The organism is Pseudomonas syringae pv. tagetis, assembly GCF_022557255.1.
GTDB classification, from domain to species: domain Bacteria; phylum Pseudomonadota; class Gammaproteobacteria; order Pseudomonadales; family Pseudomonadaceae; genus Aquipseudomonas; species Aquipseudomonas caricapapayae.
Genome location: NZ_CP092923.1, coordinates 4,755,087 through 4,779,602 on the forward strand (window position 1 = coordinate 4,755,087; position 24,516 = coordinate 4,779,602).

26 protein-coding genes are annotated in these 24,516 nt (G+C 58.7%); 11 read left to right on the forward strand and 15 right to left on the reverse strand.

The genetic code is table 11. From position 1 onward, the window contains the following. Positions 1–115: 115 nt before the first annotated feature. From murA to MME58_RS21155, 7 genes are all read right to left on the reverse strand, one after another. Complete coding sequence (murA, locus tag MME58_RS21125) at positions 116–1,381, reverse strand: UDP-N-acetylglucosamine 1-carboxyvinyltransferase (protein ID WP_002555078.1); 1,266 nt, start codon at positions 1,379–1,381, stop codon at positions 116–118. Positions 1,382–1,403: 22 nt separating this feature from the next. Next, positions 1,404–1,643: a BolA family protein gene (locus tag MME58_RS21130; protein ID WP_002555079.1), complete on the reverse strand. Its 240-nt coding sequence runs from the start codon at positions 1,641–1,643 to the stop codon at positions 1,404–1,406. A 114-nt stretch (positions 1,644–1,757) separates the two neighbouring features. After that, complete coding sequence (locus tag MME58_RS21135; RefSeq protein ID WP_054985098.1) at positions 1,758–2,063, reverse strand: STAS domain-containing protein; 306 nt, start codon at positions 2,061–2,063, stop codon at positions 1,758–1,760. Next, complete coding sequence (locus MME58_RS21140; RefSeq protein ID WP_054985097.1) at positions 2,060–2,710, reverse strand: MlaC/ttg2D family ABC transporter substrate-binding protein; 651 nt, start codon at positions 2,708–2,710, stop codon at positions 2,060–2,062. Before MME58_RS21140 ends, MME58_RS21135 begins: the two co-directional genes overlap by 4 nt. A gap of 19 nt (positions 2,711–2,729) precedes the next feature. After that, complete coding sequence (gene mlaD / locus MME58_RS21145; protein WP_054985096.1) at positions 2,730–3,197, reverse strand: outer membrane lipid asymmetry maintenance protein MlaD; 468 nt, start codon at positions 3,195–3,197, stop codon at positions 2,730–2,732. Next, on the reverse strand, positions 3,197–3,994 hold the full coding sequence (mlaE, locus tag MME58_RS21150; RefSeq protein ID WP_054985095.1) for a lipid asymmetry maintenance ABC transporter permease subunit MlaE: 798 nt from the start codon (positions 3,992–3,994) through the stop codon (positions 3,197–3,199). The genes mlaD and mlaE overlap by 1 nt, the downstream gene beginning before the upstream one ends. Continuing rightward, positions 3,994–4,803 carry an ATP-binding cassette domain-containing protein gene (locus tag MME58_RS21155; RefSeq protein ID WP_005754063.1) on the reverse strand — a complete coding sequence of 270 codons (810 nt, stop codon included), beginning with the start codon at positions 4,801–4,803 and terminating at the stop codon, positions 3,994–3,996. Before MME58_RS21155 ends, mlaE begins: the two co-directional genes overlap by 1 nt. Before the next feature lie 304 nt (positions 4,804–5,107). Between MME58_RS21155 and MME58_RS21160 the strand changes: the two genes are divergently transcribed. The 10 genes from MME58_RS21160 (at position 5,108) to MME58_RS21205 (ending at position 12,148) form a co-directional block, all read left to right on the forward strand. After that, positions 5,108–6,082: a KpsF/GutQ family sugar-phosphate isomerase gene (locus MME58_RS21160; protein WP_054985094.1), complete on the forward strand. Its 975-nt coding sequence runs from the start codon at positions 5,108–5,110 to the stop codon at positions 6,080–6,082. After that, on the forward strand, positions 6,082–6,621 hold the full coding sequence (locus MME58_RS21165; protein WP_054985093.1) for a KdsC family phosphatase: 540 nt from the start codon (positions 6,082–6,084) through the stop codon (positions 6,619–6,621). The genes MME58_RS21160 and MME58_RS21165 overlap by 1 nt, the downstream gene beginning before the upstream one ends. Before the next feature lie 8 nt (positions 6,622–6,629). After that, on the forward strand, positions 6,630–7,202 hold the full coding sequence (gene lptC, locus MME58_RS21170; RefSeq protein ID WP_054985092.1) for an LPS export ABC transporter periplasmic protein LptC: 573 nt from the start codon (positions 6,630–6,632) through the stop codon (positions 7,200–7,202). After that, on the forward strand, positions 7,189–7,737 hold the full coding sequence (lptA, locus tag MME58_RS21175; protein WP_002555088.1) for a lipopolysaccharide transport periplasmic protein LptA: 549 nt from the start codon (positions 7,189–7,191) through the stop codon (positions 7,735–7,737). The genes lptC and lptA overlap by 14 nt, the downstream gene beginning before the upstream one ends. Then, positions 7,738–8,463: an LPS export ABC transporter ATP-binding protein gene (lptB, locus tag MME58_RS21180; protein ID WP_002555089.1), complete on the forward strand. Its 726-nt coding sequence runs from the start codon at positions 7,738–7,740 to the stop codon at positions 8,461–8,463. A gap of 182 nt (positions 8,464–8,645) precedes the next feature. Then, positions 8,646–10,139 (forward strand): RNA polymerase factor sigma-54, encoded by a 1,494-nt coding sequence (locus tag MME58_RS21185; protein ID WP_054985091.1) that lies wholly within the window; start codon positions 8,646–8,648, stop codon positions 10,137–10,139. A gap of 75 nt (positions 10,140–10,214) precedes the next feature. Further along, positions 10,215–10,523, forward strand: a complete 309-nt coding sequence (gene hpf / locus MME58_RS21190) for a ribosome hibernation-promoting factor, HPF/YfiA family (protein WP_002555091.1) — start codon at positions 10,215–10,217, stop codon at positions 10,521–10,523. Positions 10,524–10,534: 11 nt separating this feature from the next. After that, positions 10,535–10,999 carry a PTS IIA-like nitrogen regulatory protein PtsN gene (ptsN, locus tag MME58_RS21195; RefSeq protein WP_055006898.1) on the forward strand — a complete coding sequence of 155 codons (465 nt, stop codon included), beginning with the start codon at positions 10,535–10,537 and terminating at the stop codon, positions 10,997–10,999. A gap of 2 nt (positions 11,000–11,001) precedes the next feature. After that, complete coding sequence (gene rapZ / locus MME58_RS21200; RefSeq protein ID WP_054985089.1) at positions 11,002–11,859, forward strand: RNase adapter RapZ; 858 nt, start codon at positions 11,002–11,004, stop codon at positions 11,857–11,859. Positions 11,860–11,875: 16 nt separating this feature from the next. Then, positions 11,876–12,148, forward strand: a complete 273-nt coding sequence (locus MME58_RS21205) for an HPr family phosphocarrier protein (protein ID WP_054985088.1) — start codon at positions 11,876–11,878, stop codon at positions 12,146–12,148. 186 nt (positions 12,149–12,334) lie between these two features. Here MME58_RS21205 and MME58_RS21210 read toward each other — a convergent pair whose 3' ends face one another. The 5 genes from MME58_RS21210 to pmbA form a co-directional block, all read right to left on the reverse strand. Further along, complete coding sequence (locus MME58_RS21210; RefSeq protein ID WP_054985087.1) at positions 12,335–12,946, reverse strand: superoxide dismutase; 612 nt, start codon at positions 12,944–12,946, stop codon at positions 12,335–12,337. A gap of 1 nt (position 12,947) precedes the next feature. Continuing rightward, positions 12,948–13,409, reverse strand: a complete 462-nt coding sequence (locus MME58_RS21215) for a tetratricopeptide repeat protein (RefSeq protein WP_055006897.1) — start codon at positions 13,407–13,409, stop codon at positions 12,948–12,950. A 33-nt stretch (positions 13,410–13,442) separates the two neighbouring features. Beyond that, positions 13,443–14,819, reverse strand: coding sequence for a class II fumarate hydratase (locus MME58_RS21220; protein ID WP_055006896.1), 1,377 nt, complete (start codon positions 14,817–14,819; stop codon positions 13,443–13,445). Then, a complete protein-coding gene (locus MME58_RS21225) occupies positions 14,812–15,207 on the reverse strand; it encodes a hypothetical protein (protein WP_054985084.1) in 396 nt (131 codons plus the stop codon). The genes MME58_RS21220 and MME58_RS21225 overlap by 8 nt, the downstream gene beginning before the upstream one ends. Before the next feature lie 1,079 nt (positions 15,208–16,286). Continuing rightward, complete coding sequence (gene pmbA / locus MME58_RS21230; RefSeq protein WP_054987378.1) at positions 16,287–17,633, reverse strand: metalloprotease PmbA; 1,347 nt, start codon at positions 17,631–17,633, stop codon at positions 16,287–16,289. Between the two features lie 107 nt (positions 17,634–17,740). Between pmbA and yjgA the strand changes: the two genes are divergently transcribed. After that, the gene (gene yjgA / locus MME58_RS21235) at positions 17,741–18,262 is read left to right on the forward strand and encodes a ribosome biogenesis factor YjgA (protein ID WP_054987377.1); all 522 of its coding nucleotides are present in this window, start codon (positions 17,741–17,743) and stop codon (positions 18,260–18,262) included. A 48-nt stretch (positions 18,263–18,310) separates the two neighbouring features. On the opposite strand, the gene tldD is transcribed toward yjgA, so the two are convergent. Genes tldD through MME58_RS21250 form a run of 3 tightly spaced genes read right to left on the reverse strand, consistent with a single transcriptional unit; the run spans position 18,311 to position 24,462 of the window. Beyond that, entirely contained in the window at positions 18,311–19,750 is a 1,440-nt protein-coding gene (gene tldD, locus MME58_RS21240) for a metalloprotease TldD (protein WP_055006272.1), read from the reverse strand. Between the two features lie 2 nt (positions 19,751–19,752). After that, a complete protein-coding gene (locus MME58_RS21245) occupies positions 19,753–20,598 on the reverse strand; it encodes a carbon-nitrogen hydrolase family protein (RefSeq protein ID WP_055006273.1) in 846 nt (281 codons plus the stop codon). A 48-nt stretch (positions 20,599–20,646) separates the two neighbouring features. Further along, positions 20,647–24,462, reverse strand: coding sequence for a YhdP family protein (locus tag MME58_RS21250; protein ID WP_055006274.1), 3,816 nt, complete (start codon positions 24,460–24,462; stop codon positions 20,647–20,649). Between the last annotated feature and the right edge of the window lie 54 nt (positions 24,463–24,516).

A 24,516-nucleotide genomic window follows, 5' to 3' on the forward strand; every position in this document is an offset into this window, starting at 1 on the left:
GCAAGCGGCGCATGGCAACCCTCAAGCCTGTTCGGCCTGAAGTGAAACGAATCAGAAATCACACCCGCGACAGAACAGGCGGCCCCGATGTCGGTGGCATCAGGACCGCACGCTACTAGCCCGGAACGCGGCGGATCTTGGCGCCCAGCATTTGCAGCTTCTCTTCGATGCACTCGTAACCACGGTCTATGTGGTAGATGCGATCGATCAGCGTGTCGCCCTGGGCAACCAGCGCAGAGATCACCAGACTGGCCGACGCCCGAAGGTCGGTTGCCATGACTGGCGCGCCCTTGAGAACTTCGGTCCCGGTGACAATGGCCGTGTTGCCTTCGACCTGGATCTGAGCGCCCATGCGGTGCATTTCATACACATGCATGAAGCGGTTTTCGAAGATGGTCTCGATGACCGCACCCGTGCCTTCGGCAATCGCATTGAGCGAGATGAACTGCGCCTGCATGTCGGTCGGGAACGCCGGGTACGGCGCGGTACGCACGTTGACAGCCTTTGGACGCTTGCCGTGCATGTTCAGCTCGATCCAGTCTTCACCGGTCGTGACTTCCGCACCGGCTTCCTGAAGTTTGAGCAGAACAGCTTCAAGGATGGTGGGATCGGTATCCTTGACCTTCACGCGACCACCGGTGACGGCGGCGGCTACCAGATAGGTGCCGGTCTCGATACGGTCAGGCATGACCTTGTAGGTGGCCGGGCCCAGACGCTTGACGCCATCAATGGTGATAGTGTCGGTGCCAGCACCGTGGATTTTCGCACCCATCGCGATCAGGAAGTTGGCCAGATCGACAACCTCGGGCTCGCGCGCAGCGTTCTGCAGCACGCTGCGACCGTTGGCGAGGCTCGCAGCCATCATGATGTTTTCCGTACCGGTCACGCTCACGGTGTCGAAGAAGAAGTTGGCGCCACGCAAGCCACCCTCAGGTGCCTTGGCCTTGATGTAGCCACCCTCGACGTCAATGATCGCACCCATGGCTTCAAGACCACGGATATGCAGGTCAACCGGACGCGAACCGATGGCACAGCCACCTGGCAGCGCCACTTCGGCCTCGCCGAAACGAGCGACCATCGGGCCCAGGACCAGAATCGACGCACGCATGGTCTTTACCAGTTCGTACGGGGCGACCAGCGTCTTGATGGTGCGCGGGTCGATCTCGACACTGAGTTTTTCATCGATCACAGGTTCGATGCCCATGCGACCGAACAGCTCGATCATGGTGGTTATGTCGTGCAGGTGTGGCAGGTTCTGAACAGTGACCGGCCCGTCAGCCAGCAACGTGGCGGCAAGAATCGGCAAGGCAGAGTTCTTTGCGCCGGAAATGCGAATTTCGCCATCAAGACGAACGCCGCCGGTAATAATCAATTTATCCATTAGAGTCTCGACACCAATTGGCTCAGGAACGCTCGGCCCATGCAGCGCGGCTGAAAAATTTCATGGTCACCGCGTGGATGCTGCCATCGGCAATCCAGGGGTTCAGATGGGTATAAATCTGTTGCTGACGCTTGACCGGGCTCAGGCCAGCCAATTCGTCGCTGATGATATTCAGCTGGAAGTTGCAGCCTTCGCCTTCGACTTCCACCTTGATTTCCGGCAGCTTTCCTTCAAGGAAGCTTTTAACTTCTACGGCCTGCATGCTTAACCTCGATCGGCGCTGTACGCGCGCGGGTCGGCCATCATACAAAAAAGCCCATGTTATGCGAAGCCCGACAAGCAGGTCCCGGATAAAGGGCTTTCTCGATAATGCCTGTCAGTGGGTGTCCAGTAACTCGGTCAGACCTGATACGCGGGCTATCTGGCGCATGTCTTCAGGCAGCGACCGGACCGTGATCGACTTGCCTGCATCCCTGGCATCGCGCATGAAAGCCAGCAGCAAGGCAAGACCCACGCTGCTGGATTTCTCGACGCCCGAGCAGTCGAGCGTCAGGTCGGCCAGATCGCCGGACTTGATCAGCGCCGCACCCTGCTTGCGCAGCTGCGGACCGGTGCGGTAATCCAGCACACCGATCAACCGGAGTTCGCCCGGACCGACAAGCCGGACAGCGGACTCACTCATTGTGCAGGCTTCTGCGCAGCATCTACAGTGGACTTGGTCTTGGCGACTTCGCCAGCCCAGTTATTGATCGTAGTGTCCAGGTTGTTACCGTTGCGCTGCATGGCGTCGGCGAACTGATCACGGAACAGCTTGCCGATATTGATACCGTTGATGACAACGTTACGCACCTTCCACTCGCCGTTCAGTTTTACCAGCGTGTAGGAAACCGGGTAGACGGCACCGTTGTTGCCTTTGACCTGCATATCAACGCTGGTACGGTCGTCGCCTTCATCCTTGGCAGGCGCAACGGTGATGCCCTGGTTGTTGAACTCAAGCAATGCGTTACCGTAGAACTGCATCAGGCTGCGCTTGAAGTTTTCTTCGAAACGCTTCACCTGTTCAGGCGTCGCCTTGCGGGAATACTTCACGGTCATGATGCTTTTGGAAATGCCATCAGCGTCGACGACGGGTCCGACAATACGGTTCAGCGCGTCGTAAAAAGCACTCGGATTGGACTTGTACTGCTCACGATTGGTCGCCAGATCGCTCAACAGTTCCTTGGTGGTACGTTCCACCAGATCGTGAGCCGAAGGCGTTGCCGCAGCATTGGCCAGCATCGGCAAGGTGGCCAGCAATATCAGCAGACCGCGGCGCAGGGTAGAGATCATTTAAAACTCCTTACTTGGCTTACTTGGCGTCTTTACTTACGGTATTGAGCAGGAATTTCCCGATCAGGTCTTCCAGCACAAGCGACGACTGCGTGTCATGAATGGTTGCACCGTCCTTTAGCAGCTTGTCGTCGCCACCGACGCTGAGACCGATGTATTTCTCACCCAGCAGGCCAGCGGTCAGGATCGACGCCGTCGAGTCGGAAGGCAGGTTGTCGACCTTCTTCTGGATCTCAAGCGTCACACGACCGGTGAAGGTATCGCGATCCAGGTCGATCGCCGTTACCTTGCCGATGGTGACGCCAGCCATGCTTACCTTGGCTCTGACAGTCAAACCGGCAATATTGTCGAAGTAGGCATAAAGTTTATACGTGTCAGTGCTCGCACTTGTGCTCAGACCACTGACTCGCAGGGCCAGCAGGAGCAGAGCCAGTATCCCGGCCAGCAGGAACAGACCGACTCCGGTTTCGATGGCACGGTTTTGCATCAGAAATCTCCAAACATCAAGGCGGTCAAAATAAAGTCCAGTCCCAGAACGGCCAATGAGGCATATACGACGGTTTTCGTCGTCGCGCGGCTGATCCCCTCGGAAGTGGGGTCGCAGTCGTAACCCTGAAAAACGGCGATCCACGTCACCACGAAGGCAAATACGACGCTTTTGATCACCCCATTGAGCACATCGTTCGTGAAAGAAACGCTGTTCTGCATGTTCGACCAGAAAGAACCGTCATAGACTCCCAGCCAATCGATCGCCACCCAGGAAGCACCCCAGATACCGACCACACTGAAAATCATCGCCAAAATCGGCAGCGAGATGAAACCTGCCCACAAGCGGGGCGCAACGATGTACTTGAGCGGATCGACACCGATCATCTCAAGGCTCGACAACTGCTCGGTAGATTTCATGTTGCCGATCTCGGCGGTCAATGCAGAACCGGCACGGCCGGCGAACAGCAAAGCCGTCACCACAGGCCCGAGTTCACGCAGCAGGGTCAGTGCGACCATCTGGCCGACTGCCTGCTCGGAACCGTATTTGGTCAGAATGCTGAAGCCCTGCAGCGCCAGCACCATCCCGATGAACAGTCCGGACACCACAATGATGACCAGCGACATGACGCCGACCGAATAAAGCTGCCTTACCAGCAACTGAAAACTGCTGCCCGCGCCGCCGCGACCGAGCAGGGCATGGACCAGAAACAGACCGGAACGCCCCAGAACAGTAACAATATCAATGGCCGAGCGCCCCAACAGGCGAACCCTGTCCATCAGTGACTTATTGCGCATCAGCGCTTCCCCAATAGATCTTCGCGAAAATCCGGTGCCGGATAGTGAAACGGTACAGGGCCATCAGGCTCGCCGGTCATGAATTGACGAATTCGTGGATTGTCCGAGGACATCAATTCCTCGGGCGTGCCCTGCCCCAGCACCTGACCGTCGCCCACGACATACAGGTAATCGGCAATGCTCGCCGTTTCGCTGAGATCATGAGACACCACGATACTGGTGATACCCAACGCATCGTTGAGCAACCGGATCAGGCGCACCAATACCCCCATCGCAATAGGATCCTGCCCGACGAAGGGCTCGTCATACATGAGGATCTGAGGGTCGAGTGCGATTGCACGGGCCAGCGCGACACGACGCTTCATGCCACCCGACAATTCGTCGGGCATCAGCTCAACCGCACCGCGCAGACCCACGGCCTGGAGCTTGAGCAGTACGATGTCGCGGATCATTTCTTCCGGCAGTTCGGTGTGCACACGCAAGGGAAAGGCGACATTTTCGAAAACGTCCAGATCGGTAAACAGCGCGCCGCTCTGAAACAACACGCCCATCTGCTTGCGGGCATCGAACAGATCGCTGCGCGACAGCTCCGGCAGGTTCTGGCCATTGACCCAGACCTGGCCTTCGCCCGGACGCAACTGCGCGCCCATCAGGCGCAGCAAGGTAGTCTTGCCACAACCGGACGGCCCCATGATCCCGGTGACCTTGCCCCGCGGAATACGAATATCTACGTTATTGAAAATGCTGCGCGTACCGCGTTTGAAAGACACACCTTTCAACTCGACCGCATAGGCGTCATCAGGACTCATCTAAACTCCTTGCGATACAGCATTCGCCAGCAGCCGCCGGTTCTTGGAGCCCGACAAGCTGTCCAGGCGCGCCGAACAGGCCGCGAACTATACCACCGCCGCCACCCGCCCCCAAGAAGAGAACCGAGCGGTTCAGGTATTCGCTGAATTATTCTGTACCACAATGTTATGGCAACAGGCGTGGATACAGACCCTCGAACACGTAGGAAATTCGTTTAAAAACAACACAACGACGATCAGACGTGAGGGAATCGTTCATTACCGCTATAATCGCCGCCTTTCAGCAGGCTGACCCCTTCCAGACATGAACCAATCCACTGACCTGATCCAATCGGCGCAACGCACCATTCGTCTTGAGATAGAAGCCATACACGGCTTGCTCGAACGTCTTGACGGCGACTTTGTGCGCGCGTGCGAAATGATCCTCGCCAGCAAGGGTCGAGTCGTTGTGGTCGGCATGGGCAAGTCCGGACACATCGGCAACAAGATTGCCGCCACGCTGGCGAGCACGGGTACCACCTCTTTTTTCGTGCACCCGGCTGAAGCCAGTCATGGCGACATGGGCATGATCACCCGTGATGACATCATTCTCGCCCTGTCAAATTCCGGCAGCACCAACGAGATCGTGACCCTGCTGCCGCTGATCAAGCGGCTGGGCATAAAGATGATCAGCCTGACCGGCGACCCGGAGTCCATTCTGGCCAAGGCTGCCGACATCAACCTCAATGCCCATGTCGTGCATGAGGCCTGCCCGCTCAACCTGGCGCCGACCTCATCGACGACTGCCGCATTGGTCATGGGCGACGCCCTGGCCGTGGCGCTACTCGATGCACGGGGTTTCACGGCAGAAGACTTTGCATTTTCCCATCCGGGTGGCGCGCTGGGTCGTCGCCTGCTGCTCAAGGTCGAGAATGTCATGCACTCCGGCGACGCATTGCCCAGCGTGCAACGCGGCACCCTGCTACGGGATGCGCTGCTTGAAATGACTCGCAAGGGGCTGGGCATGACTGCAATTGTCGAGGCCGATGGCACACTGGCCGGCATCTTCACCGACGGCGATTTGCGCAGAACACTGGATCGCCCTGTCGACATCCGTCAGACCGTCATCGATGAAGTCATGACGCTTCACGGCAAAACGGCTCATGCCGAAATGCTGGCCGCCGAAGCGCTGAAAATCATGGAAGACAACAAAATCAGTGCACTTGTTGTCGTAGACCAGAATGACCGGCCGGTTGGCGCATTCAACCTGCAGGACCTTTTGCGCGCAGGCGTCATGTAATGGAAACCGAAACGATGACCCAGGATCTCATGCAACGCGGCAAGGCTATCAAACTGGCCGTTTTCGACGTCGATGGCGTACTCACCGACGGCCGTCTTTATTTCATGGAAGACGGCAGCGAGATCAAGACATTCAACACCCTGGACGGCCAAGGCATAAAAATGCTGATAGCCTCGGGCGTCACGACAGCCATTATCAGCGGCCGCAAGACCTCGATCGTCGAGCGTCGGGCAAAGAGCCTGGGCATCGAGCACCTGTTTCAGGGACGCGAAGACAAGCTGGTGGTGCTGGACAAACTGCTTGCAGAACTCCAGCTTGGTTACGAACAAGTCGCCTATCTGGGCGATGATCTGCCAGACTTGCCAGTCATAAGGCGCGTCGGACTGGGCATGGCCGTCGCCAATGCGGCCGTTTTTGTACGCGAGCACGCACATGGAATCACCAAGGCGCGGGGCGGCGAAGGCGCAGCGCGCGAATTCTGCGAACTGATCCTGAGTGCGCAAGGCAACCTTGAAGCGGCTCACTCCGCCTATTTATAGAAGCCATTATGTTCACTAAAAAAATTCGCAAGTTCCTGCTTCTCGGGGTACTGGCGCTGCTGCTGGCAGCGGTCGGCTACTGGAATATCAGTCCGGAAAGCTTCATGGACCAACCGGTCGCAACGGTCGATGACACGGTCATCGACTACTATGCGATCAATGCCCATAGTGTTCAGTATTTGCCGGACGGCACGCTTCAATACGACATGACCTCCGACAAGGTCGAGCACGTAAAGGCCACTGACGTGACCCTGCTGACTACGCCGGATCTGCATATGTATCGCGGCGGCGAGTTTCCCTGGCACGTGCAGAGCAAGAAAGGCGAGGTTTCGTCCGGTGGCGACCAGGTCGAGCTTATCGACTCCGTACGCGTCGAACGTACCGATGAAAAACAACGTACGACTATTATCACCACCAGTCGTATGACCGTATTCCCTCAGAAGCAATATGCGCAGACCGAGCAAGACGTTAGAATCGACGGCGCAGGCGGTGTGACTACGGCCAAGGGAATGAAAGCGTATTTGAAAGACAGCAGGATGGACCTGCTGTCCAACGTAAGAGGACAGTATGAGGCTCGTTAAAACTCTTCCTTTATTGCTCGGCCTGGGCGCAGCACTGGGAAGCGCGAGCGCCTGGTCCCTGCCAACCGACCGCGATCAGCCGATCCACATCCAGTCTGACGATGCTCAGCTCGATGACAAGAAAGGCGTAGCGACCTACAAGGGCAACGTGATCATCACCCAGGGCTCGATGAAAATCACTGGTAACACCGTGACGATCACGCGTAATGCCCAAGGCGAAGTGGACGTGTTCACGTCTGTCGGCAATCTGGCTTATTACGAGCAGAAGCCTGCAGTTGATAAACCGATCGTGCAGGCTTACGCCGTCACCATCCAGTATTACGCCGGGCAGGACCGCATCGTCCTGATCGACAAGGCCAAGGTCATCAATGATGGCAACACGTCCGAAGGCGAGAAAATCGTCTACGACACGGTCAGACAGGTCGTCAGTGCCGGTCGCGCCAATGGCGGTGCCAAGGTGACTACACCACGTCCACGCATCGATATGGTCATCCAGCCGAAAAAGAAAACCGATCAACCTCAGAAGGCCCAGTAAATGGCAACGCTCAAAGCCCAGCATCTGGCTAAAAGCTACAAAAGCCGACAGGTCGTGCGCGATGTGAGCATTTCCATCGACAGCGGCCAGATCGTCGGTTTGCTGGGCCCCAACGGTGCCGGCAAGACCACCTGCTTCTACATGATCGTGGGACTGGTCCAGGCTGATCAGGGGCGCGTGCTGATTGACGACCTGGACGTCAGCCATCAACCCATGCACGGCCGCGCCCGCGCCGGCATCGGCTATCTACCGCAGGAAGCGTCGATTTTCCGCAAGCTGTCGGTGTCCGATAACATCATGGCGATACTCGAGACCCGCAAGGAACTCGATGCCGGGGCACGTCGCAAGGAGTTGGAAAGCCTCCTGCAGGAATTTCACATCACCCACATCCGCGACAATCTGGGCATGAGCCTGTCGGGCGGCGAGCGTCGCCGCGTGGAAATCGCTCGGGCGCTGGCTACCGCACCGAAATTCATCCTTCTGGATGAACCGTTCGCAGGCGTTGATCCTATTTCCGTGGGCGATATCAAGCAGATCATTCATCACCTCAAGGCCAAGGGTATCGGCGTACTGATCACCGACCACAACGTCCGTGAAACGCTGGATATCTGCGAAACTGCCTACATCGTCAACGATGGGCAACTGATCGCAGAAGGCGACTCCGAGACCATTCTGGCGAACCAACTGGTGAAAGAGGTCTACCTCGGCCACGAATTCCGCCTTTAATCGACTGCCCTTTACGCTTAGCAGCCGATTGATGCCTACGCAGTGTATTGACAATATTTTATTTGTCATACCACTCTAGGCAAAGGCACAGGTTTCAGGCATATAATTTGCTTAAGTTGGCGCCACGGCGCCTGTAGTAGATGGCGCATGCGCGCCGGCGAATAAGGTGTTTAGCCCCTGCCATGAAACCATCGCTAGTCTTGAGAATGGGCCAGCAGCTGACGATGACACCGCAGCTGCAACAGGCAATCCGCTTACTTCAGCTTTCCACTCTGGACCTCCAGCAGGAGATCCAGGAAGCGCTGGAGTCAAATCCCATGCTGGAACGGCAGGAAGAAGGCGACGACTTCGATAACTCCGACCCGCTTGCCGACAACATCGAACAAAAGCCCAACCCTGACGTTCAGGAACCGACCTATCAGGAATCCGCGCCGACTGTGGATAACCTTGAAGATGGCGAATGGAACGAGCGTATCCCCAATGAACTGCCTGTCGATACGGCATGGGAAGACATTTACCAGACCAGCGCCAGCAGCCTGCCAAGCAACGATGATGACGAGTGGGACTTCACCACACGCACCTCTGCAGGCGAAAGCCTGCAAAGCCACCTGCTGTGGCAATTGAACGTCGCGCCAATGTCCGACAAGGACCGTCTTGTGGCGGTCACGCTGATCGATTGCATCAACAATCAGGGCTATCTGGACGAAACGCTCGATGAGATTCTCGAGTCTTTCGATCCCGAGCTGGACATCGAACTCGACGAGATCGAAGCCGTACTGCACCGTATCCAGCAGTTTGAACCGGCAGGCGTCGGCGCGCGAAACCTGAGCGAATGCCTGCTGCTGCAATTGCGTCAGTTGCCGGCGAAAACGCCGTGGCTGGCAGAAGCACAACGCCTGGTCACCGACTATATCGATCTGCTGGGAAGCCGCGACTACGGTCAGTTGATGCGGCGCATGAAGCTCAAGGAAGACGAGCTGCGCCAGGTCATCGAACTGGTCCAGAGCCTCAACCCGCGCCCTGGCTCACAGATCGAATCCACAGAAGCCGAATATGTCATTCCCGACGTGATCGTGCGCAAGGACAACGAGCGCTGGCTGGTCGAACTCAATCAGGAGTCAGTACCGCGCCTGCGCGTCAACCCGCAATACGCCGGCTTTGTGCGCCGCGCCGATACCAGCGCAGACAACACCTTCATGCGCAATCAGTTGCAAGAGGCGCGCTGGTTCATCAAGAGCCTGCAAAGCCGCAACGAGACGCTGATGAAGGTCGCCACACAGATCGTCGAACACCAGCGCGGTTTTCTCGAATACGGTGACGAGGCCATGAAGCCGCTCGTCCTGCACGATATTGCCGAGGCAGTGGGAATGCATGAGTCGACCATCTCGCGCGTGACCACTCAGAAATTCATGCACACTCCACGTGGCATTTACGAGCTGAAATACTTCTTCTCAAGCCATGTAAGCACTTCCGAGGGCGGCGAATGCTCGTCAACGGCAATTCGCGCAATCATCAAAAAACTGGTTGCGGCGGAAAATCAGAAAAAGCCGTTGAGTGATAGCAAGATCGCTGGTTTACTGGAGGCACAAGGCATTCAAGTAGCCCGTCGCACAGTCGCCAAGTACCGCGAGTCACTCGGTATAGCGCCTTCCAGTGAGCGTAAGCGGCTGATGTGATGCAGGCCGAGCCACAGCGTCCCAGAGACAGGCGCCATGCCTGTCTCCTTATGCACTGGCAAAGGAGAAAGCTGTATGCAAGTCAACATCAGTGGACACCAACTGGAAGTGACCAAACCCCTTCGCGAATACGTTGAGCTCAAGCTCAAGAAGCTCGAGGGGCATTTTGACAAGATTACCAACGTGCAGGTCACGATGACGGTCGAGAAGCTCAAGCAGAAGATCGAAGCCACGTTGCACATCCATGGTGGAGAGGTCGTTGCCAATGCTGAACATGACGATATGTATGCTGCCATCGACCTGCTCACTGACAAGCTAGACCGACAATTGCTCAAGCATAAGGAAAAGCAGCAAAGCATCCTCAAAGGTGCGGCCGCTCGCTAACGCCCATTTAAATGATCCGAATCGAAAATATCCTGACCCCCGGCCGCTCCTGTGTGAACGTGCCGGGCGGCAGCAAAAAGCGTGTACTCGAAGAAATCGCCAACCTGATCGGTCGTGAAGTACCGGGCATGGTTTCGGACACAGTATTCACAAGCCTTGTTGCCCGCGAAAAACTGGGTTCGACCGGTTTCGGCAACGGCATTGCAATCCCTCACTGTCGTCTCGCCGAGTGCAGCCAGCCTGTCAGCGCGGTCATTCACCTTGACAACCCGACTGATTTCGACGCCATCGATGGCGCGCCGGTTGACCTGCTGTTCGTATTGCTGGTCCCACAAGCCGCTACCGATGAGCACCTGGAATTGCTGCGCCAGATCGCCAGCATGCTTGATGACAAAGATGTGCGTAAGCGCCTGCGCAGTGCTGATAGCTCTGAAGCGCTTTATCAAGTGGTGCTGGACGTGCAGAACGGAAACTGACCATGCGCATGATCATCGTCAGCGGCCGCTCCGGCTCAGGCAAAAGTACGGCGCTGGATGTGCTGGAAGACAGCGGTTTTTATTGTGTCGACAACCTTCCTGCCGGCCTGCTGCCGGAGCTGGCCGAACGTGCGCTGATCAATACCGAGTTGGCCGAGCCCTTGCTGGCGGTTTCCATAGATGCGCGCAATCTGCCCAGCCATCTCACCCGCTTTCCGCAGATGCTGGATGAAGTACGCTCACGCAACATCCAGTGCGACGTGTTGTACCTCGATGCGGACGAGGCAACCCTTCTCAAGCGCTTTTCGGAAACCCGACGTCGCCACCCGCTGAGCACCGCAGAGCGCTCGCTGGCCGAGGCTATACGCGACGAGACCGCACTGCTCGGCCCGATCATCGATCTGGCCGACCTGAAGATCAACACCACTCACCTGAACCTCTATCAGTTGCGTGACGCACTCAAACTTCGCCTGCTGAACAAGCCCGAGCCAGGCACCGCGTTCCTGATCGAGTCCTTCGGCTTCAAGCGCGGCATGCCTATCGATGCCGACCTGGTTTTCGATGTACGCTGCCTGCCCAACCCGTACTGGAAACCTGAGCTGCGCGACCATTCCGGACTTGAGCAGCCGGTTATCGACTACCTGTCGGTGCAGCCCGATGTTGAAGAGATGTTTCAGGACATCTTCGCTTACCTGAACAAATGGCTGCCCCGGTTTGCTGCCAGCAACCGTTCTTACGTTACCATTGCCATCGGCTGCACCGGCGGACACCACCGCTCCGTCTACCTGACCGAACGGCTCGGCCAGGTCTTGCAACAATCACTCAAGAACGTTCAGGTTCGCCACCGCGACCTTAGCTGAAAGGATTTTCACTGCGATGCCCGCTCGTCAAATAACCATCATCAACAAACTGGGCCTGCACGCCCGCGCTGCTGCCAAATTCGTGGGCGTAGCAGGCAAGTTCCCTTGCACGATCAGGGTCGGCCGATCGCCGCAGACCATGGTCGACGGCAAAAGCATCATGGCGGTGATGATGCTGGCTGCAGGCAAAGGTACCGAGATCCACCTGCACACCGAAGGCGAGTTCGAACAGGAAGCACTGGATGGCCTGGTCGAGCTGATCGACAACAGGTTTGATGAGGGCGAGTAAGCCGTCACCCCATCGCTGTAAGCATTACCACCAGCATTGCATGCGCAACCAGCTCAGTCCTTGAGCAATCAGTAACGCCATACCCGCCACCAGCAGCACAATCCCTATCGTCAGGCGAACCAACCGCACACTGCTGATCGCGAGTATCCCGGAACGCATAAATTGCCTTGGGTCGGGTTGCTGGAGTCAGGCCAGAGCGGCCTGATAACGTCGAGACACCTCATCCCAATTGATCACGTTGTAAAACGCGTTGATGTATTCGGGACGACGATTCTGATAGCGCAGGTAATAGGCGTGCTCCCACACGTCCAGCCCCAGAATCGGCGTATTGCCATTCATTAACGGGCTGTCCTGATTCCCGCTGCTTTCAACCACAAGTCTTTTCTCAGGGGTGACGCTCAGCCATGCCCAGCCGCTGCCGAAACGAGTCAAGGCGGCTTTGGTAAACGCTTCTTTGAAGCTGTCGTAACCGCCCAATTGCTCTTCGATGGCCAACTCTAAAGGGCCTTTGGGCAAACCACCGCCGCCTGGCACCATCACCTCCCAGAACAACGAATGATTGGCATGACCGCCACCTTGGTTGATCACCGCAGGACGCAGGTTTTCAGGCAACTGTTTGATGCTGGCGACCAGTTTCTCGACGGACCAGTCAGCAAACTCGGTACCTTCGACCGCCGCATTGAGGTTATTGATGTAAGTCTGGTGATGCTTGGTGTAATGGATTTCCATGGTCTGCGCATCAATGTGCGGCTCAAGGGCATCGTATGCATAAGGCAGTGCAGGCAAGGTATAAGGCATTTCAATGTGCTCCGTAGAAGAGTCCGGAAGTGGTTGCCGAACGGCGCTGCAGCGATGAGCGCGTGTGCTCGCTGCTGCTGTTGAGCAACCGATGAGTGCGCGGGTATTCGCCGTGCTCGCTGATAAAGCTCAACAGCTCGGCGTAGGTTTTGCTGCTGTGACGCAAGGCTGCCTCACGCAGGGCAGGGGGAAGACGCTGGTTCTGCATGGTCTGCAACAGATGCTGATGGATGGCACACAGGTACTCGGCACTTTCCTCCGGCTGGCCCAGGCTCAGGTGCAGGTCCGCCAGGTTGTGGTGAGAAATCACACAGGCTGCGACGGCTTCATCCACATCCGCCCAACGCTCGAACAGTACTTGCGCCAACGCCAGCGCCTGGAGATACAGTTCGCGGGCTTCGACCCACTCGCCGAGATTGAAACAGCGATTGGCCTGCTCGATGGTGCGTTTCCAATGCTGCATGACATACCTCCAGGGGACGTTGGCTGACTGGAATCAAATACCGCCAGCGGTAAGTTTTTCGGGGTTAAGCAACACTTCCAGCTCACTGCGTTGCAGATCGGTGTGTTCGAGGGCCACGTCAATGACCGGGCGGCCCTGCTTGTAAGCGGTTTTGGCAATTTCGGCGGCTTTCTGATAACCGATGATCGGGTTCAGGGCAGTCACCAAAATCGGGTTGCGCGACAGCGCCTCCTTGAGCTTGGATTCATTGACCTTGAAGCTCGCAATCGCCTTGTCAGCCAGCAGACGACTGGAGTTAGCCAGTAGCTCGATGCTGCTGAGCAGGTTCTGGGCGACGATTGGCAGCATCACGTTAAGCTCGAAGTTGCCGGACTGCCCTGCCACAGTGATGGTGGCGTCGTTGCCGATCACTTGCGCGGCGACCATGGCAGTGGCTTCCGGAATGACCGGGTTGACCTTGCCCGGCATGATCGACGACCCCGGCTGCAACGCCTCAAGCTCAATCTCACCCAACCCTGCCAGCGGCCCCGAATTCATCCAGCGCAGGTCGTTGGCAATTTTCATCAGTGATACTGCCGTGGCCTTGAGCTGGCCGGATACCGCGACCGCCGTGTCCTGCGAACCGATCAACGCGAACAGGTTCTTGCCAGGTGCGAACTGCACACCGGTCAAGGCGCTCAACTGACGACTGAAACGCGCCGCAAATTCGGGATGCGCGTTGATTCCGGTACCGACTGCAGTGCCGCCCTGAGCTAGCGACTGCAGGCTCGGCTGGAGAGCTTGCAGATGCTCGATGTTGGCGCGAATCTGCTGCGACCAGCCGTTGAGCACCTGACTCATTCGGACCGGCATGGCGTCCATCAGATGCGTACGACCGGTCTTGACGAAGGCATGGACCTGCTCGGCCTTGTGTTCGGTTACGTGCGTCAGATGGGCGAGTGCAGGCAGCAGTTGTTCGTGAAGCGCCAGCGCAGCACTCACATGAATCGTGGTCGGGATGATGTCGTTGCTGCTCTGCCCGCAGTTGACGTGGTCATTGGGATTGACCTGCTCGCCCAGCACACGCGTGGCCAGCGTTGCGATTACCTCATTGGCGTTCATGTTGGTACTGGTGCCTGAGCCAGTCTGGAAGATATCAACCGGAAAATGAGCCATGTAATCACTGGCCAGCAGATCCTTCACGGCACTGACAATCGCCCTGCTCTGCCCTTCGCTGATCTGTTCCAGCTCCAGATTGGCCTGCGCCGCAGCCGACTTGGCCAGCAAAAGTGCGCGGATGAACTGCCGGGGCATGCGTTGATGGCTGATCGGAAAGTTTTCCACCGCACGCTGAGTCTGCGCGCCGTAAAGGGCCTCGGCCGGGACCTGTAACTGGCCCATGCTGTCGCGTTCTATACGGGTATTACTCATCGCAATGTCCTTGCACCAGTTCAGAAAGGGGAATAGAGGGCTGCAGCACACAACTTGCCAGTTGATGGACACAGGCTTGCCAGCGCTGACGTCGGGCGGGCGTGGAGGCAATTGCCTGTAGATCACGCAGCGGCCGCCAGGCCTGGTCCAGGCACAGGCAACGCCAGTGCCACGGCAATGCCGTATCGCGCGCAGTGTCCATCAACAGGCGGAAAGTGGTTTCGGCAACCATGAGCTGAGGCGTGGCGGTAAAACGCGCCAGATAACGTCCTTCGGCCAGGTAATGCTCGATCAGCCGGGGCTCGTCAGGCTCAAGGGCACAACGAATCCGCAGACTCAATCCACGCCAGTTTTCGAGATAAGGCAGCTCGTGCAGAACAGACGCCATGACCGCAGCTCATCTTAATAATGATATTCATTATTAAATGATATAAATAATCATTACAAGCGTGATCTTAAGCGAGTGCGTCATACACAGGTGCTGAGATGCCCGCTTTGCTGCCGGTTCCCGGCAGTTCGCGGACGAGTCCGCTCCTACAAAACCTGGATATCGCGGACAAGCGAAGGGCTGCTTCGGCCCGGAGAGCGTGGGAGCGGACTTGCCCGCGAAGGGCTGCAAAGCGGCCCCAAAACAGGCCACCTTGGTTATATCTGGTGCACCGAGGCGCCCGCTTTGCTGCCGGTTCCCGGCAGTTCGCGGACGAGTCCGCTCCTACAAAACCTGGATATCGTGGACAGCGAAGGGCTGCTTCGGCCCGGAGGGCGTGGGAGCGGACTTGTCCGCGAAGGACTGCAAAGCGGCCCCAAAACAGGCCACCTTGATTGTATCTGGTGCACCGAGGCGCCTGGTTTTGCTGCCGGTTCCCGGCAGTTCGCGGACGAGTCCGCTCCTACAAAACCTGAATATCGTGGACAGCGAAGGGCTGCTTCGGCCCGGAGGGCGTGGGAGCGGACTTGTCCGCGAAGGACTGCAAAGCGGCCCCAAAACAAGCCACCTTGGTTGTATCTGGTGCACCGAGGCGCTTGGTTTTGCTGCCGGTTCCCGGCAGTTCGCGGACGAGTCCGCTCCTACAAAACCTGGATATCGTGGACAGCGAAGGGCTGCTTCGGCCCGGAGGGCGTGGGAGCGGACTTGTCCGCAAAGGGCTGCAAAGCGGCCCCAAAACAGGCCACCTTGGTTGTATCTGGTGCACCGAGGCGCCTGGTTTTGCTGCCGGTTCCCGGCAGTTCGCGGACGAGTCCGCTCCTACAAAACCTGGATATCGTGGACAGCGAAGGGCTGCTTCGGCCCGGAGGGCGTGGGAGCGGACTTGTCCGCGAAGGGCTGCAAAGCGGCCCCAAAACAGGCCACCTTGGTTGTATCTGGTGCACCGAGGCGCCTGGTTTTGCTGCCGGTTCCCGGCAGTTCGCGGACGAGTCCGCTCCTACAAAACCTGGATATCGCGGACAAGCGAAGCGTCGTCAGGCTCAGCTACCCGCTACGGTCATGCGCTCGATCAAGACCGAACCGGTGCGGATGTTACTGCGCAGTTCAAGATCGCTGCCAACGGCGACGATCTGCTTGAACATGTCACGCATGTTGCCGGCAATGGTCACTTCCTGAACCGGGAATTGAATTTCGCCGTTTTCGACCCAGAAACCCGCTGCGCCCCGCGAATAGTCGCCGGTAACCATGTTCAGGCCGCTACCCATCAGCTCGGTCACCAGCAGGCCACGGCCCATACGCCGAATCAGCGCGGCCTGATCTTCCGAGCCATGGGTGACGAAAAGATTGTGGACCCCACCCGCGTTGGCAGTGCTCGGCATACCCAGCTTGCGGCCGGAATAAGTGCTCAGTACGTAGGAAACCAGATCACCGCCTTCCACGAACGGCTTGGCAAATGTTGCCAGACCGTCGCTGTCGAACGCAGAACTGCCCATCGCATGCTTCAAGTGCGGACGCTCATCGATGGTCATCCACTCAGGGAACAGTTGCTGACCAAGCGCCCCCTCAAGAAACGATGACTTGCGATACAGGTTGCCCCCGGAAATAGCACCGAGAAAACTGCCGAACAAACCACCCGCCAGCTCTGCGGCAAATAGCACCGGCACTTCACAGGTTGGCACAGGGCGCGCACCGAGGCGGCTCGCCGCACGTAATGCAGCCTTGCGACCAATACTTTGTGCGTCAGCCAGCAACTCGCCCTGGCGATTGACGTCGTACCAGTAATCGCGCTGCATCTGGCCTTCGCCTTCGGCGATCATCACGCAACTCAGGCTGTGCCGCGTTGACGCATAACCACCGATGAAGCCATTGCTGTTGCCATACACGCGGCAGCCCTGATGGGTATTGAGCGTGGTGCCGTCGGCGTTCTTGATGCGGCTGTCGGCATCGAAGGCCGCAGCTTCGCAAATCAGCGCTTTCTCGATGGCTTGTTCAGGGGTTATGTCCCAGGTGTGATACAGGTCGAAATCCATGACCTCTTTGGCCATCAACGCAGCATCGGCCAACCCGGAGCTTTCATCTTCGGAGGTGTGTTCGGCAATCGCCAGTGCGGCGGCGACGGTTTCACGAATGGCATCGGCACCGGTCGCCGAGGTGCTGGCCGAGCCCTTGCGCTGTCCGACGTACAGGGTGATACCAAAGCCCTGATCGCGGTTGAACTCGACGGTTTCGACTTCACGCTGACGGACCGATGTCGACAGCCCCTGATCCACCGAGACTGCGACTTCGCAGGCGCTGGCGCCCTGACGCCGGGCTTCGGCGATGATCTGCTCGACCTGTTCCTGCAGCTCGGGCAAGGCTTGTGGGCCGACGCTTTGGGTTGCACTCATGACTTTCTCCATCAAATTCTTCTTTCAGCACAGGCCGAATACCGACCGGGCCGGACAAGCGGCCCACGACTGGTTATCATGGCGGCGTTTCTTTGCGGACTGCCCCCATGGTTGATTCTTACGACGACTCCCTCGACGGGGAGAAAAGCAAAACCCAGGTCAAACGAGAGCTGCATGCTCTGGTCGACCTCGGCGAGCGACTGACAACACTCAAAGCCGATGTGCTGGCCAAGCTGCCGCTGACCGACGCTTTGCGCAAGGCCCTGGCCGAAGCGCCCAAGCACACGGCGAACATCGCGCGAAAGCGGCATATTCTGTTCATCGGCAAGCTGATGCGCGATCAGGACCAGGAAGCCATTCTGGTGTTGCTGGACCAACTCGATGCCTCCACTCGCCAATACAATGAACGCTTCCACAATCTGGAGCGCTGGCGTGATCGCCTGATTGCGGGCGATGACGGCGACCTCGAGAAATTCGTTGTCGAATACCCCGACGCCGACCGTCAGCAACTGCGTTCGCTGATCCGTCAGGCACAGCACGAAGTTGCACGCAACAAACCGCCGGCCACCAGCCGCAAAATCTTCAAATACATCCGTGAGCTGGACGAACTTCAACGCGGTCTGCGTTGATTTCGCCATCGGGGCCGGCAGCAGCAAGCAGCCGGCCCCGACTCACGTTCAGCTACCGGTGCCACCTACGGTAATCGCGTCGATTTTCAGCGTAGGCTGACCCACACCGACCGGCAGCGACTGGCCATCTTTCCCGCACGTGCCGACGCCACTGTCCAGCGACAGATCGTTACCCACCATCGACACCCTGCTCATGGCCTCCGGCCCGTTACCGATCAAGGTCGCCCCTTTGACCGGCGCAGTAATCTTGCCGTCTTCGATCAAATAGGCCTCACTGGTCGAAAATACGAACTTGCCGCTGGTGATATCCACCTGACCGCCACCCAGGTTGGCGCAGTAGATGCCGCGCTTCACTGAGGCGATGATTTCCTGTGGATCGCTCTGGCCGCCCAGCATGTAGGTGTTGGTCATGCGCGGCATCGGCAGGTGCGCATAGGACTCGCGACGGCCGTTGCCGGTCCGGGCGACCCCCATCAACCGGGCATTGAGCTTGTCCTGCATGTAGCCCTTGAGCACGCCATTCTCGATCAGCGTAGTGCATTCGGTCGGTGTGCCTTCGTCATCGACGCTCAGCGAGCCACGACGCCCCGCCAGGGTGCCGTCATCGACGATGGTGCAGAGTTTCGACGCAACCATCTCGCCCATGCGTCCGCTATAGGCAGAACTGCCCTTGCGATTGAAGTCACCCTCAAGGCCGTGACCGACCGCTTCGTGCAGCAGCACGCCGGACCAGCCCGAACCGAGCACCACCGGCAAGGTGCCTGCCGGTGCGGGAATCGCTTCCAGGTTGACCAGCGCCTGACGCAGGGCCTCACGGGCGTAGCCCATGGCGCGATCGTCGGTCAGGAAATAACGATAATCGGTACGCCCGCCACCGCCATGCCCGCCGCGCTCGCGGCGGCCGTTCTGCTCGACGATAACGCTCACGTTGAAGCGCACCAGCGGACGCACATCGGCGGCCAGGCTGCCGTCGGCAGCAGCCACCAGAATGCGCTCCCAGACACCGGCCATGCTTACCGACACCTGCTGGATACGCGAGTCCAGCGCCCGCGTTGCAACGTCGATGCGTTTGAGCAACGCGACTTTCTCAGCCCGGCTCAGCACTTCCAGCGGATTATCCGGGGCATACAGCTGGGCCACGTCCTGCGACGTGAATGCCTGCACGCGGCCATTCTGGCCAGCGCGGGAAATAGAGCGCGCAGCGCGTGCGGCGGTGCGCAATGCATCAGCGGTGATCGCGTTGCTGTAGGCAAAACCGGTTTTCTCGCCCGACTGGGCACGCACGCCGACACCTTGATCGAGATTGAAACTGCCTTCCTTGACGATGCCGTCTTCGAGCGACCAGGACTCGGAGATCATGCCCTGAAAATACAGATCAGCCGCGTCGATCCCAGGCCCGGCGAGTTCGCCCAGCACCGATTGCAGGCTGTCGAGGTTCAGGCCGCCGGGTGCCAGAAGGTGTTCGCTGACTGAGGACAGATCACTCATATTCACTCCGAAGCAGGCCGCATGGCGTCCTGCGAAAAAAAGCGCCGGTGACTGGACACCGGCATCCGCGCCCGTATGGACGCCTGTTCTTCACTGTCGCGTGTAGCCAGCACCACGGCTTCACCCTGTGCCTGCTCGGCCAGTACGCGGCCCCATGGATCAACGATGGCCGCGTGCCCGTAAGTCTCACGCGGCCCCGGATGGACCCCGCCCTGTGCTGCCGCCAGCACGTAACACTGGGTTTCGATGGCCCGCGCCCGGATCAGGATGTCCCAATGCGCCGCACCCGTTACCGCCGTGAACGCTGACGGCGCAGTGATCAATTCAGCCCCCGCTTCACGCAGCGCGGTGTACAGCTCAGGGAAGCGCAGGTCATAACAGACGGTCAGCCCCAAACGACCGACAGGGGTCTCGACTACCACCACCCTGCTTCCATGAGCATAGTCATCCGATTCGCGGTAGCGGCCTCGATTGTCAGCAACATCGACATCAAACAGGTGCAGTTTGTCATACCGGGCCACCTGCTCGCCGTGCTCATCAATCAGCAGCGAACACGCCGTCACCTTGCCATCGGGTCGCTCGTCTGGCGGCAGCGGCAAGGTTCCGGCAACAATCCATAACTTGAGGTCGCGAGCCGCCAGTTTCAACCACGGCAGTATAGGTCCTTGCCCATAAGCTTCGGCACGGCCGATATCGGCAACGTCACGCCGCCCCATCGCGACAAAGTTTTCAGGCAACACCGCCAGCCGCGCACCACTGTCGGCTGCCTGCTCGAGCAGCCGGCGAGCGCTGGCCAGATTGACCTGGACATCGCTCTGGCTGACCATCTGAATCACAGCAAAGGACATGGCAACCCGCTCCTCAATGACCTGGCCACCACTGTACTCCATGAGGCGCTACTGGGGTTTTTCAAATGGCTTGTCGAACGTGATCTTCGGCTCTTTCCAAGGGCCTTCGACCTTGTATTGCACGCTGGCGAAGCGGGCGACACGGTCGCCCAGCAGCTTGTCGACCAGGAACAGCGCGCCACCGATGGCCGGCGCGCCGACAATCAGCGCAGCGATCGGCAGGTTATTGGTCACCGGCAGGGTCACCAGCAGCTTCGCATCAACACGATCACGAACCATATCCAGCGTGCCGTTGAGCTCAAGGTTGCTGGACGGCCCGGTCAGCGTGATCGGGTTGCGGGTCACATAAACCCCGCTACTGGCCACCAGCAGCCCCTTGACCCGGTCGTAGCTGAGCCCTTTGCCCAGCAGGTCGGAAAAGTCCAGGCGCAGACGACGACCGATGGAGTTGAAATTCAGCAGTCCGAACACGCGCAGCGCCTGGGCACCGCCTTCCACCTCGACAAACTGGCCTCTGTTCAACGTCGCATCCAGGCTGCCGGAGTAGCGCTTGAGGCCGACCCAGGCAGGCGACCCTGGCCAGCGTCCATCGACATTCATTTCAAAACTTTCACTGGTGACCGTCGGCGCGAAGCTCCAGGCTTTGAGCACATCCGCAAGGTTCTTGCCCGCCAGACGACCTTTGAACGAACTGTTGCTGGCTCCGGGCGTACCCTCCCAGGTACCGTTGCCCTCAAGCAGAATGCCTTTGAGCCCCAGGCTCAGGTCAGACATTCGCATACCGGTAGCCGTAGGTCGGGTTTTAAGCGCCCAAGCGCCCAGCAACTGGTCGCCCTGAAACAGCTGAGCGATCTTCACATCCAGAGCGGGGATATTACGCGGGTCGATATCGGCCAGAGGATCAGGCGCGTTTTCGACCACTGCCGCATTCGGATCAGAGGCAGGCAGCCGCACGTACAGCATGTCGATGCCGATTGGCGCAGACTTCGCGTCGGGCAACACCGCAGTCCCCTTGGCCAGCGCACTGTCCAGTGACAACGCCCAGGCTGCAGCATTGCGTTGCAATTGAACACGCACGTTGTCCAGCGTGGTGCCCATCGCCGTCAGCTTGCCGATCTGCAGATCAACACTGTTAAGCAGTTGTTTTGCATTGCCGCCCGGATCATTGCCGGCATATCGCCCAGCCAGCTCCTGCCAGGGTGCCACGTCCAGTTCGGACAACTCGCCGCGAATCCGCAGCCCCTTGGCATCGGGCACTATCGCTCCGCCGCGCCCCAGATAAAGCTCGCCGCGACCCTCGGCAAACTTGCCATTCGGTGCAGCGAAAGCAAAGTTGGCCTGATCGTTATAGGCCGCGCCGAGCTTGCGCTCTGAACCTTGCAGGGTCATGCGAAATTCGCTGGGACGCTCCTGCTCGGCGGTCTTGCCGAACGGTGCGGGCAGGTCGATCGCCACGCCCTTGAGCGTGGAATTGATCACCAACGGGCTGTCCTTGCTATCCAGAGTCAATTGCAGCTGATACGGCAAGTCACCCGAGACCGGCAGCGGCTGGGTGACACTCAGCCAGTCTGTCAGTCTTTTCACAGTAATCTGCCCATTTGCCACAATGCGCGTCACGTTATCGCCCGGCCTGCCCTCGGCGGCGATTTCCGCGGTCACAGGACGATCGAATGCCTGTGCCTTGATGCCCTTGCCGCTCAGTCCACTGGAGCTGTCAAAACGGAAATCACCTTTGAGACGAGTCAACTCCAGCACCGGATCGACCAGTTTCAGACGCGCATTTTCAGTACTGAAGTCCACCACGACCTTTGGCTCAACGCCCTTGGCCAGCGGGATATCCAGCTTCAGCTTGCCGTCAAGCGGACCTTCGCCCTGCCAGCCGGCAAAGGTGCTGGCCGTGCCAATGGGTGCCTGCTGGAGGATCTTCAGGCCATCGACCAGATTGCCGGAGAAGCTGCCATCCACCAGCAGGTGGCTGTCCTGACCTGCCGGGACGTGGGGAATGTTGACCAGTACGTTGCTGATTTTGGTATCAAGCAGCTGCCCTTTACTTGCCTTGACTCGCACGCCGCTGTTTTCGACGTACACCTTGCCGTCGACGCCGGTCAGCGAAGGCCAGCCCGGCTGGAATGCCAGGGTTGCGTTGCTGACATCGAAAAACAGGCTGAGGACATGCGCGGTGTCGGGCGAACTCTTGTTCAGCGAGCCTTGATACTGGAAGAAACCCTGCTTCACCGCCCCACTCACCACGGCCGTTCGCAACCAGCGATCAAGCTCAGGACTGAGGGCTGCAGGCAGGTACTTGCTGGTGTAACTGCCATCGCCGTCGACCATGCCGACGCGCAAGTCCATGTAGTCTTCCTGGTCGTGACTGAGATGAATCCTGATCAGAAAGTCCGCCGCGATCTTGCCTTCGTCGCCGAGCACCTTGATATACGGCGCGATGAGGGTGAACGCCTGATCATCGAGTTTCCAGGTCAGGCGGGCATTGGCCTTCCGGTAGTGCCAGGGTTTGGCAAAGATAGGGTCCAGATGCAGCATGAAGTCGTCGGTGTCGAGTCGCAGCTCGCCTTGCCCCAGATCGCCGCTGATGGCACCCGATACGTTTCCGGCCGCCGGAGCCCCGCGATACGCATTGAAACCCACCTTGTCGAGATTGGCGGCAAAGCTCAGGCGCTTGTCGCCGGTGGCCTGTGGCCGGTAATCCAGCAGGACGTTACGCAGCCCGCCCGTCACCTTGAGGCCGTCGACCACTGCCATGGCTTTCTCCGGCAGGGGCGCGAAGGAGTCGATCAGCGGCGTGAGAGGTGTAAGGTCCAGGCGATCGGCCTGCACATGCCAGAGTTCTTCGCTGTCAGGGGTCGCGGCGGTTTGCGTGAGTTGCAGGCGGCTTTCCCAGCGCTTGTCGCCCAGGCTCATCGCCAGCGAATCGAGGTTCAGGTCAAAACCTGTGTCGGTGCGCGCAAACCAGGCGTTGAGCGCGAGGTTGTCGACAGCTGAGGGCTTGCGACCGGCATAAACGCCTTTGACATGCGGCGCATTAAGCCGTGCAGTCGCGCGTTGCACGGTGCCCTTGCCCCAGCTCATCCACAGCTCGCCACCGGCCTGCAGCGTTGACAGTGTCCATTCCCGCGTGAGGCTTTTTGGCAGCCACCTGGCCCAGTTGCTTTGCGGCAGACTGGCGTAGACATCTGCCTCGGCGTTCTTCCACTCACTGGCCTGAATGCGCGAGCGCACATTCAGCGCAAATGGCTGGCCATCCGGCAACGTCAGGCGTGCATCGAGGCGCTGATGGTAACTGCCAGTGGTCAGGCTGAGGTTTACATAGGTCAGGGTCAGTGGCGAGGCGTCAAACGGCTGCACAGTGACCTGGCTGTCGAGCAGCGACAAATGCGAGACCATTTGCATCTGGTTGAGCACTTGCTCGGGATCGAACGGGCTGTCGTTGTGCATCGGCAAGCCCTCGACGGACCAACTGCCTTCCTTGTCCTGCTTGAGAATGAACTGCAGACCGTCCACTTCAAGATGGGCGATACGCACTTCACGCGCCAGAAGACTTTCCCAGAGGTCGGGAACGACCCTCACGCGATCCAGGCGCAAGGCAGCGGCACCCTCCCCGACCATGACGTCGTGGGCCAGCAGAACCGGGGCAAACCGGCTCCAGCTACCTTCCAGGCTGCCAATGCTCAACGGCAGGCCCAACGCGCTGCTGGCCCGGCTTTCCACGTCGACACGGTATTCGGCAACCAAGGGCGCGAGCTGACGCCCGAGGCTGACGTACAGTGCCGCCAGCACCAGAATCAGTGCGCAAAGGCTCAGGCCCCAGCGAGTGAGGGTTGCGACGAAGCGAGGAAAGCGTCCCATCTCAGGATGCCCTCCACTGCGGGATGCAAGGACCGGAGTCGACAAAGCGGTTCC

Excerpts from the sequence above, each read along its gene's own strand:
- murA (WP_002555078.1), bottom strand. The coding sequence starts at position 1,381 with ATGGATAAATTGATTATTACCGGCGGCGTTCGTCTTGATGGCGAAATT.
- MME58_RS21130 (WP_002555079.1), bottom strand. The coding sequence starts at position 1,643 with ATGCAGGCCGTAGAAGTTAAAAGCTTCCTTGAAGGAAAGCTGCCGGAA.
- MME58_RS21135 (WP_054985098.1), bottom strand. The coding sequence starts at position 2,063 with ATGAGTGAGTCCGCTGTCCGGCTTGTCGGTCCGGGCGAACTCCGGTTG.
- MME58_RS21140 (WP_054985097.1), bottom strand. The coding sequence starts at position 2,710 with ATGATCTCTACCCTGCGCCGCGGTCTGCTGATATTGCTGGCCACCTTG.
- mlaD (WP_054985096.1), bottom strand. The coding sequence starts at position 3,197 with ATGCAAAACCGTGCCATCGAAACCGGAGTCGGTCTGTTCCTGCTGGCC.
- mlaE (WP_054985095.1), bottom strand. The coding sequence starts at position 3,994 with ATGCGCAATAAGTCACTGATGGACAGGGTTCGCCTGTTGGGGCGCTCG.
- MME58_RS21155 (WP_005754063.1), bottom strand. The coding sequence starts at position 4,803 with ATGAGTCCTGATGACGCCTATGCGGTCGAGTTGAAAGGTGTGTCTTTC.
- MME58_RS21160 (WP_054985094.1), top strand. The coding sequence starts at position 5,108 with ATGAACCAATCCACTGACCTGATCCAATCGGCGCAACGCACCATTCGT.
- MME58_RS21165 (WP_054985093.1), top strand. The coding sequence starts at position 6,082 with ATGGAAACCGAAACGATGACCCAGGATCTCATGCAACGCGGCAAGGCT.
- lptC (WP_054985092.1), top strand. The coding sequence starts at position 6,630 with ATGTTCACTAAAAAAATTCGCAAGTTCCTGCTTCTCGGGGTACTGGCG.
- lptA (WP_002555088.1), top strand. The coding sequence starts at position 7,189 with ATGAGGCTCGTTAAAACTCTTCCTTTATTGCTCGGCCTGGGCGCAGCA.
- lptB (WP_002555089.1), top strand. The coding sequence starts at position 7,738 with ATGGCAACGCTCAAAGCCCAGCATCTGGCTAAAAGCTACAAAAGCCGA.
- MME58_RS21185 (WP_054985091.1), top strand. The coding sequence starts at position 8,646 with ATGAAACCATCGCTAGTCTTGAGAATGGGCCAGCAGCTGACGATGACA.
- hpf (WP_002555091.1), top strand. The coding sequence starts at position 10,215 with ATGCAAGTCAACATCAGTGGACACCAACTGGAAGTGACCAAACCCCTT.
- ptsN (WP_055006898.1), top strand. The coding sequence starts at position 10,535 with ATGATCCGAATCGAAAATATCCTGACCCCCGGCCGCTCCTGTGTGAAC.
- rapZ (WP_054985089.1), top strand. The coding sequence starts at position 11,002 with ATGCGCATGATCATCGTCAGCGGCCGCTCCGGCTCAGGCAAAAGTACG.
- MME58_RS21205 (WP_054985088.1), top strand. The coding sequence starts at position 11,876 with ATGCCCGCTCGTCAAATAACCATCATCAACAAACTGGGCCTGCACGCC.
- MME58_RS21210 (WP_054985087.1), bottom strand. The coding sequence starts at position 12,946 with ATGCCTTATACCTTGCCTGCACTGCCTTATGCATACGATGCCCTTGAG.
- MME58_RS21215 (WP_055006897.1), bottom strand. The coding sequence starts at position 13,409 with ATGCAGCATTGGAAACGCACCATCGAGCAGGCCAATCGCTGTTTCAAT.
- MME58_RS21220 (WP_055006896.1), bottom strand. The coding sequence starts at position 14,819 with ATGAGTAATACCCGTATAGAACGCGACAGCATGGGCCAGTTACAGGTC.
- MME58_RS21225 (WP_054985084.1), bottom strand. The coding sequence starts at position 15,207 with ATGGCGTCTGTTCTGCACGAGCTGCCTTATCTCGAAAACTGGCGTGGA.
- pmbA (WP_054987378.1), bottom strand. The coding sequence starts at position 17,633 with ATGAGTGCAACCCAAAGCGTCGGCCCACAAGCCTTGCCCGAGCTGCAG.
- yjgA (WP_054987377.1), top strand. The coding sequence starts at position 17,741 with ATGGTTGATTCTTACGACGACTCCCTCGACGGGGAGAAAAGCAAAACC.
- tldD (WP_055006272.1), bottom strand. The coding sequence starts at position 19,750 with ATGAGTGATCTGTCCTCAGTCAGCGAACACCTTCTGGCACCCGGCGGC.
- MME58_RS21245 (WP_055006273.1), bottom strand. The coding sequence starts at position 20,598 with ATGTCCTTTGCTGTGATTCAGATGGTCAGCCAGAGCGATGTCCAGGTC.
- MME58_RS21250 (WP_055006274.1), bottom strand. The coding sequence starts at position 24,462 with ATGGGACGCTTTCCTCGCTTCGTCGCAACCCTCACTCGCTGGGGCCTG.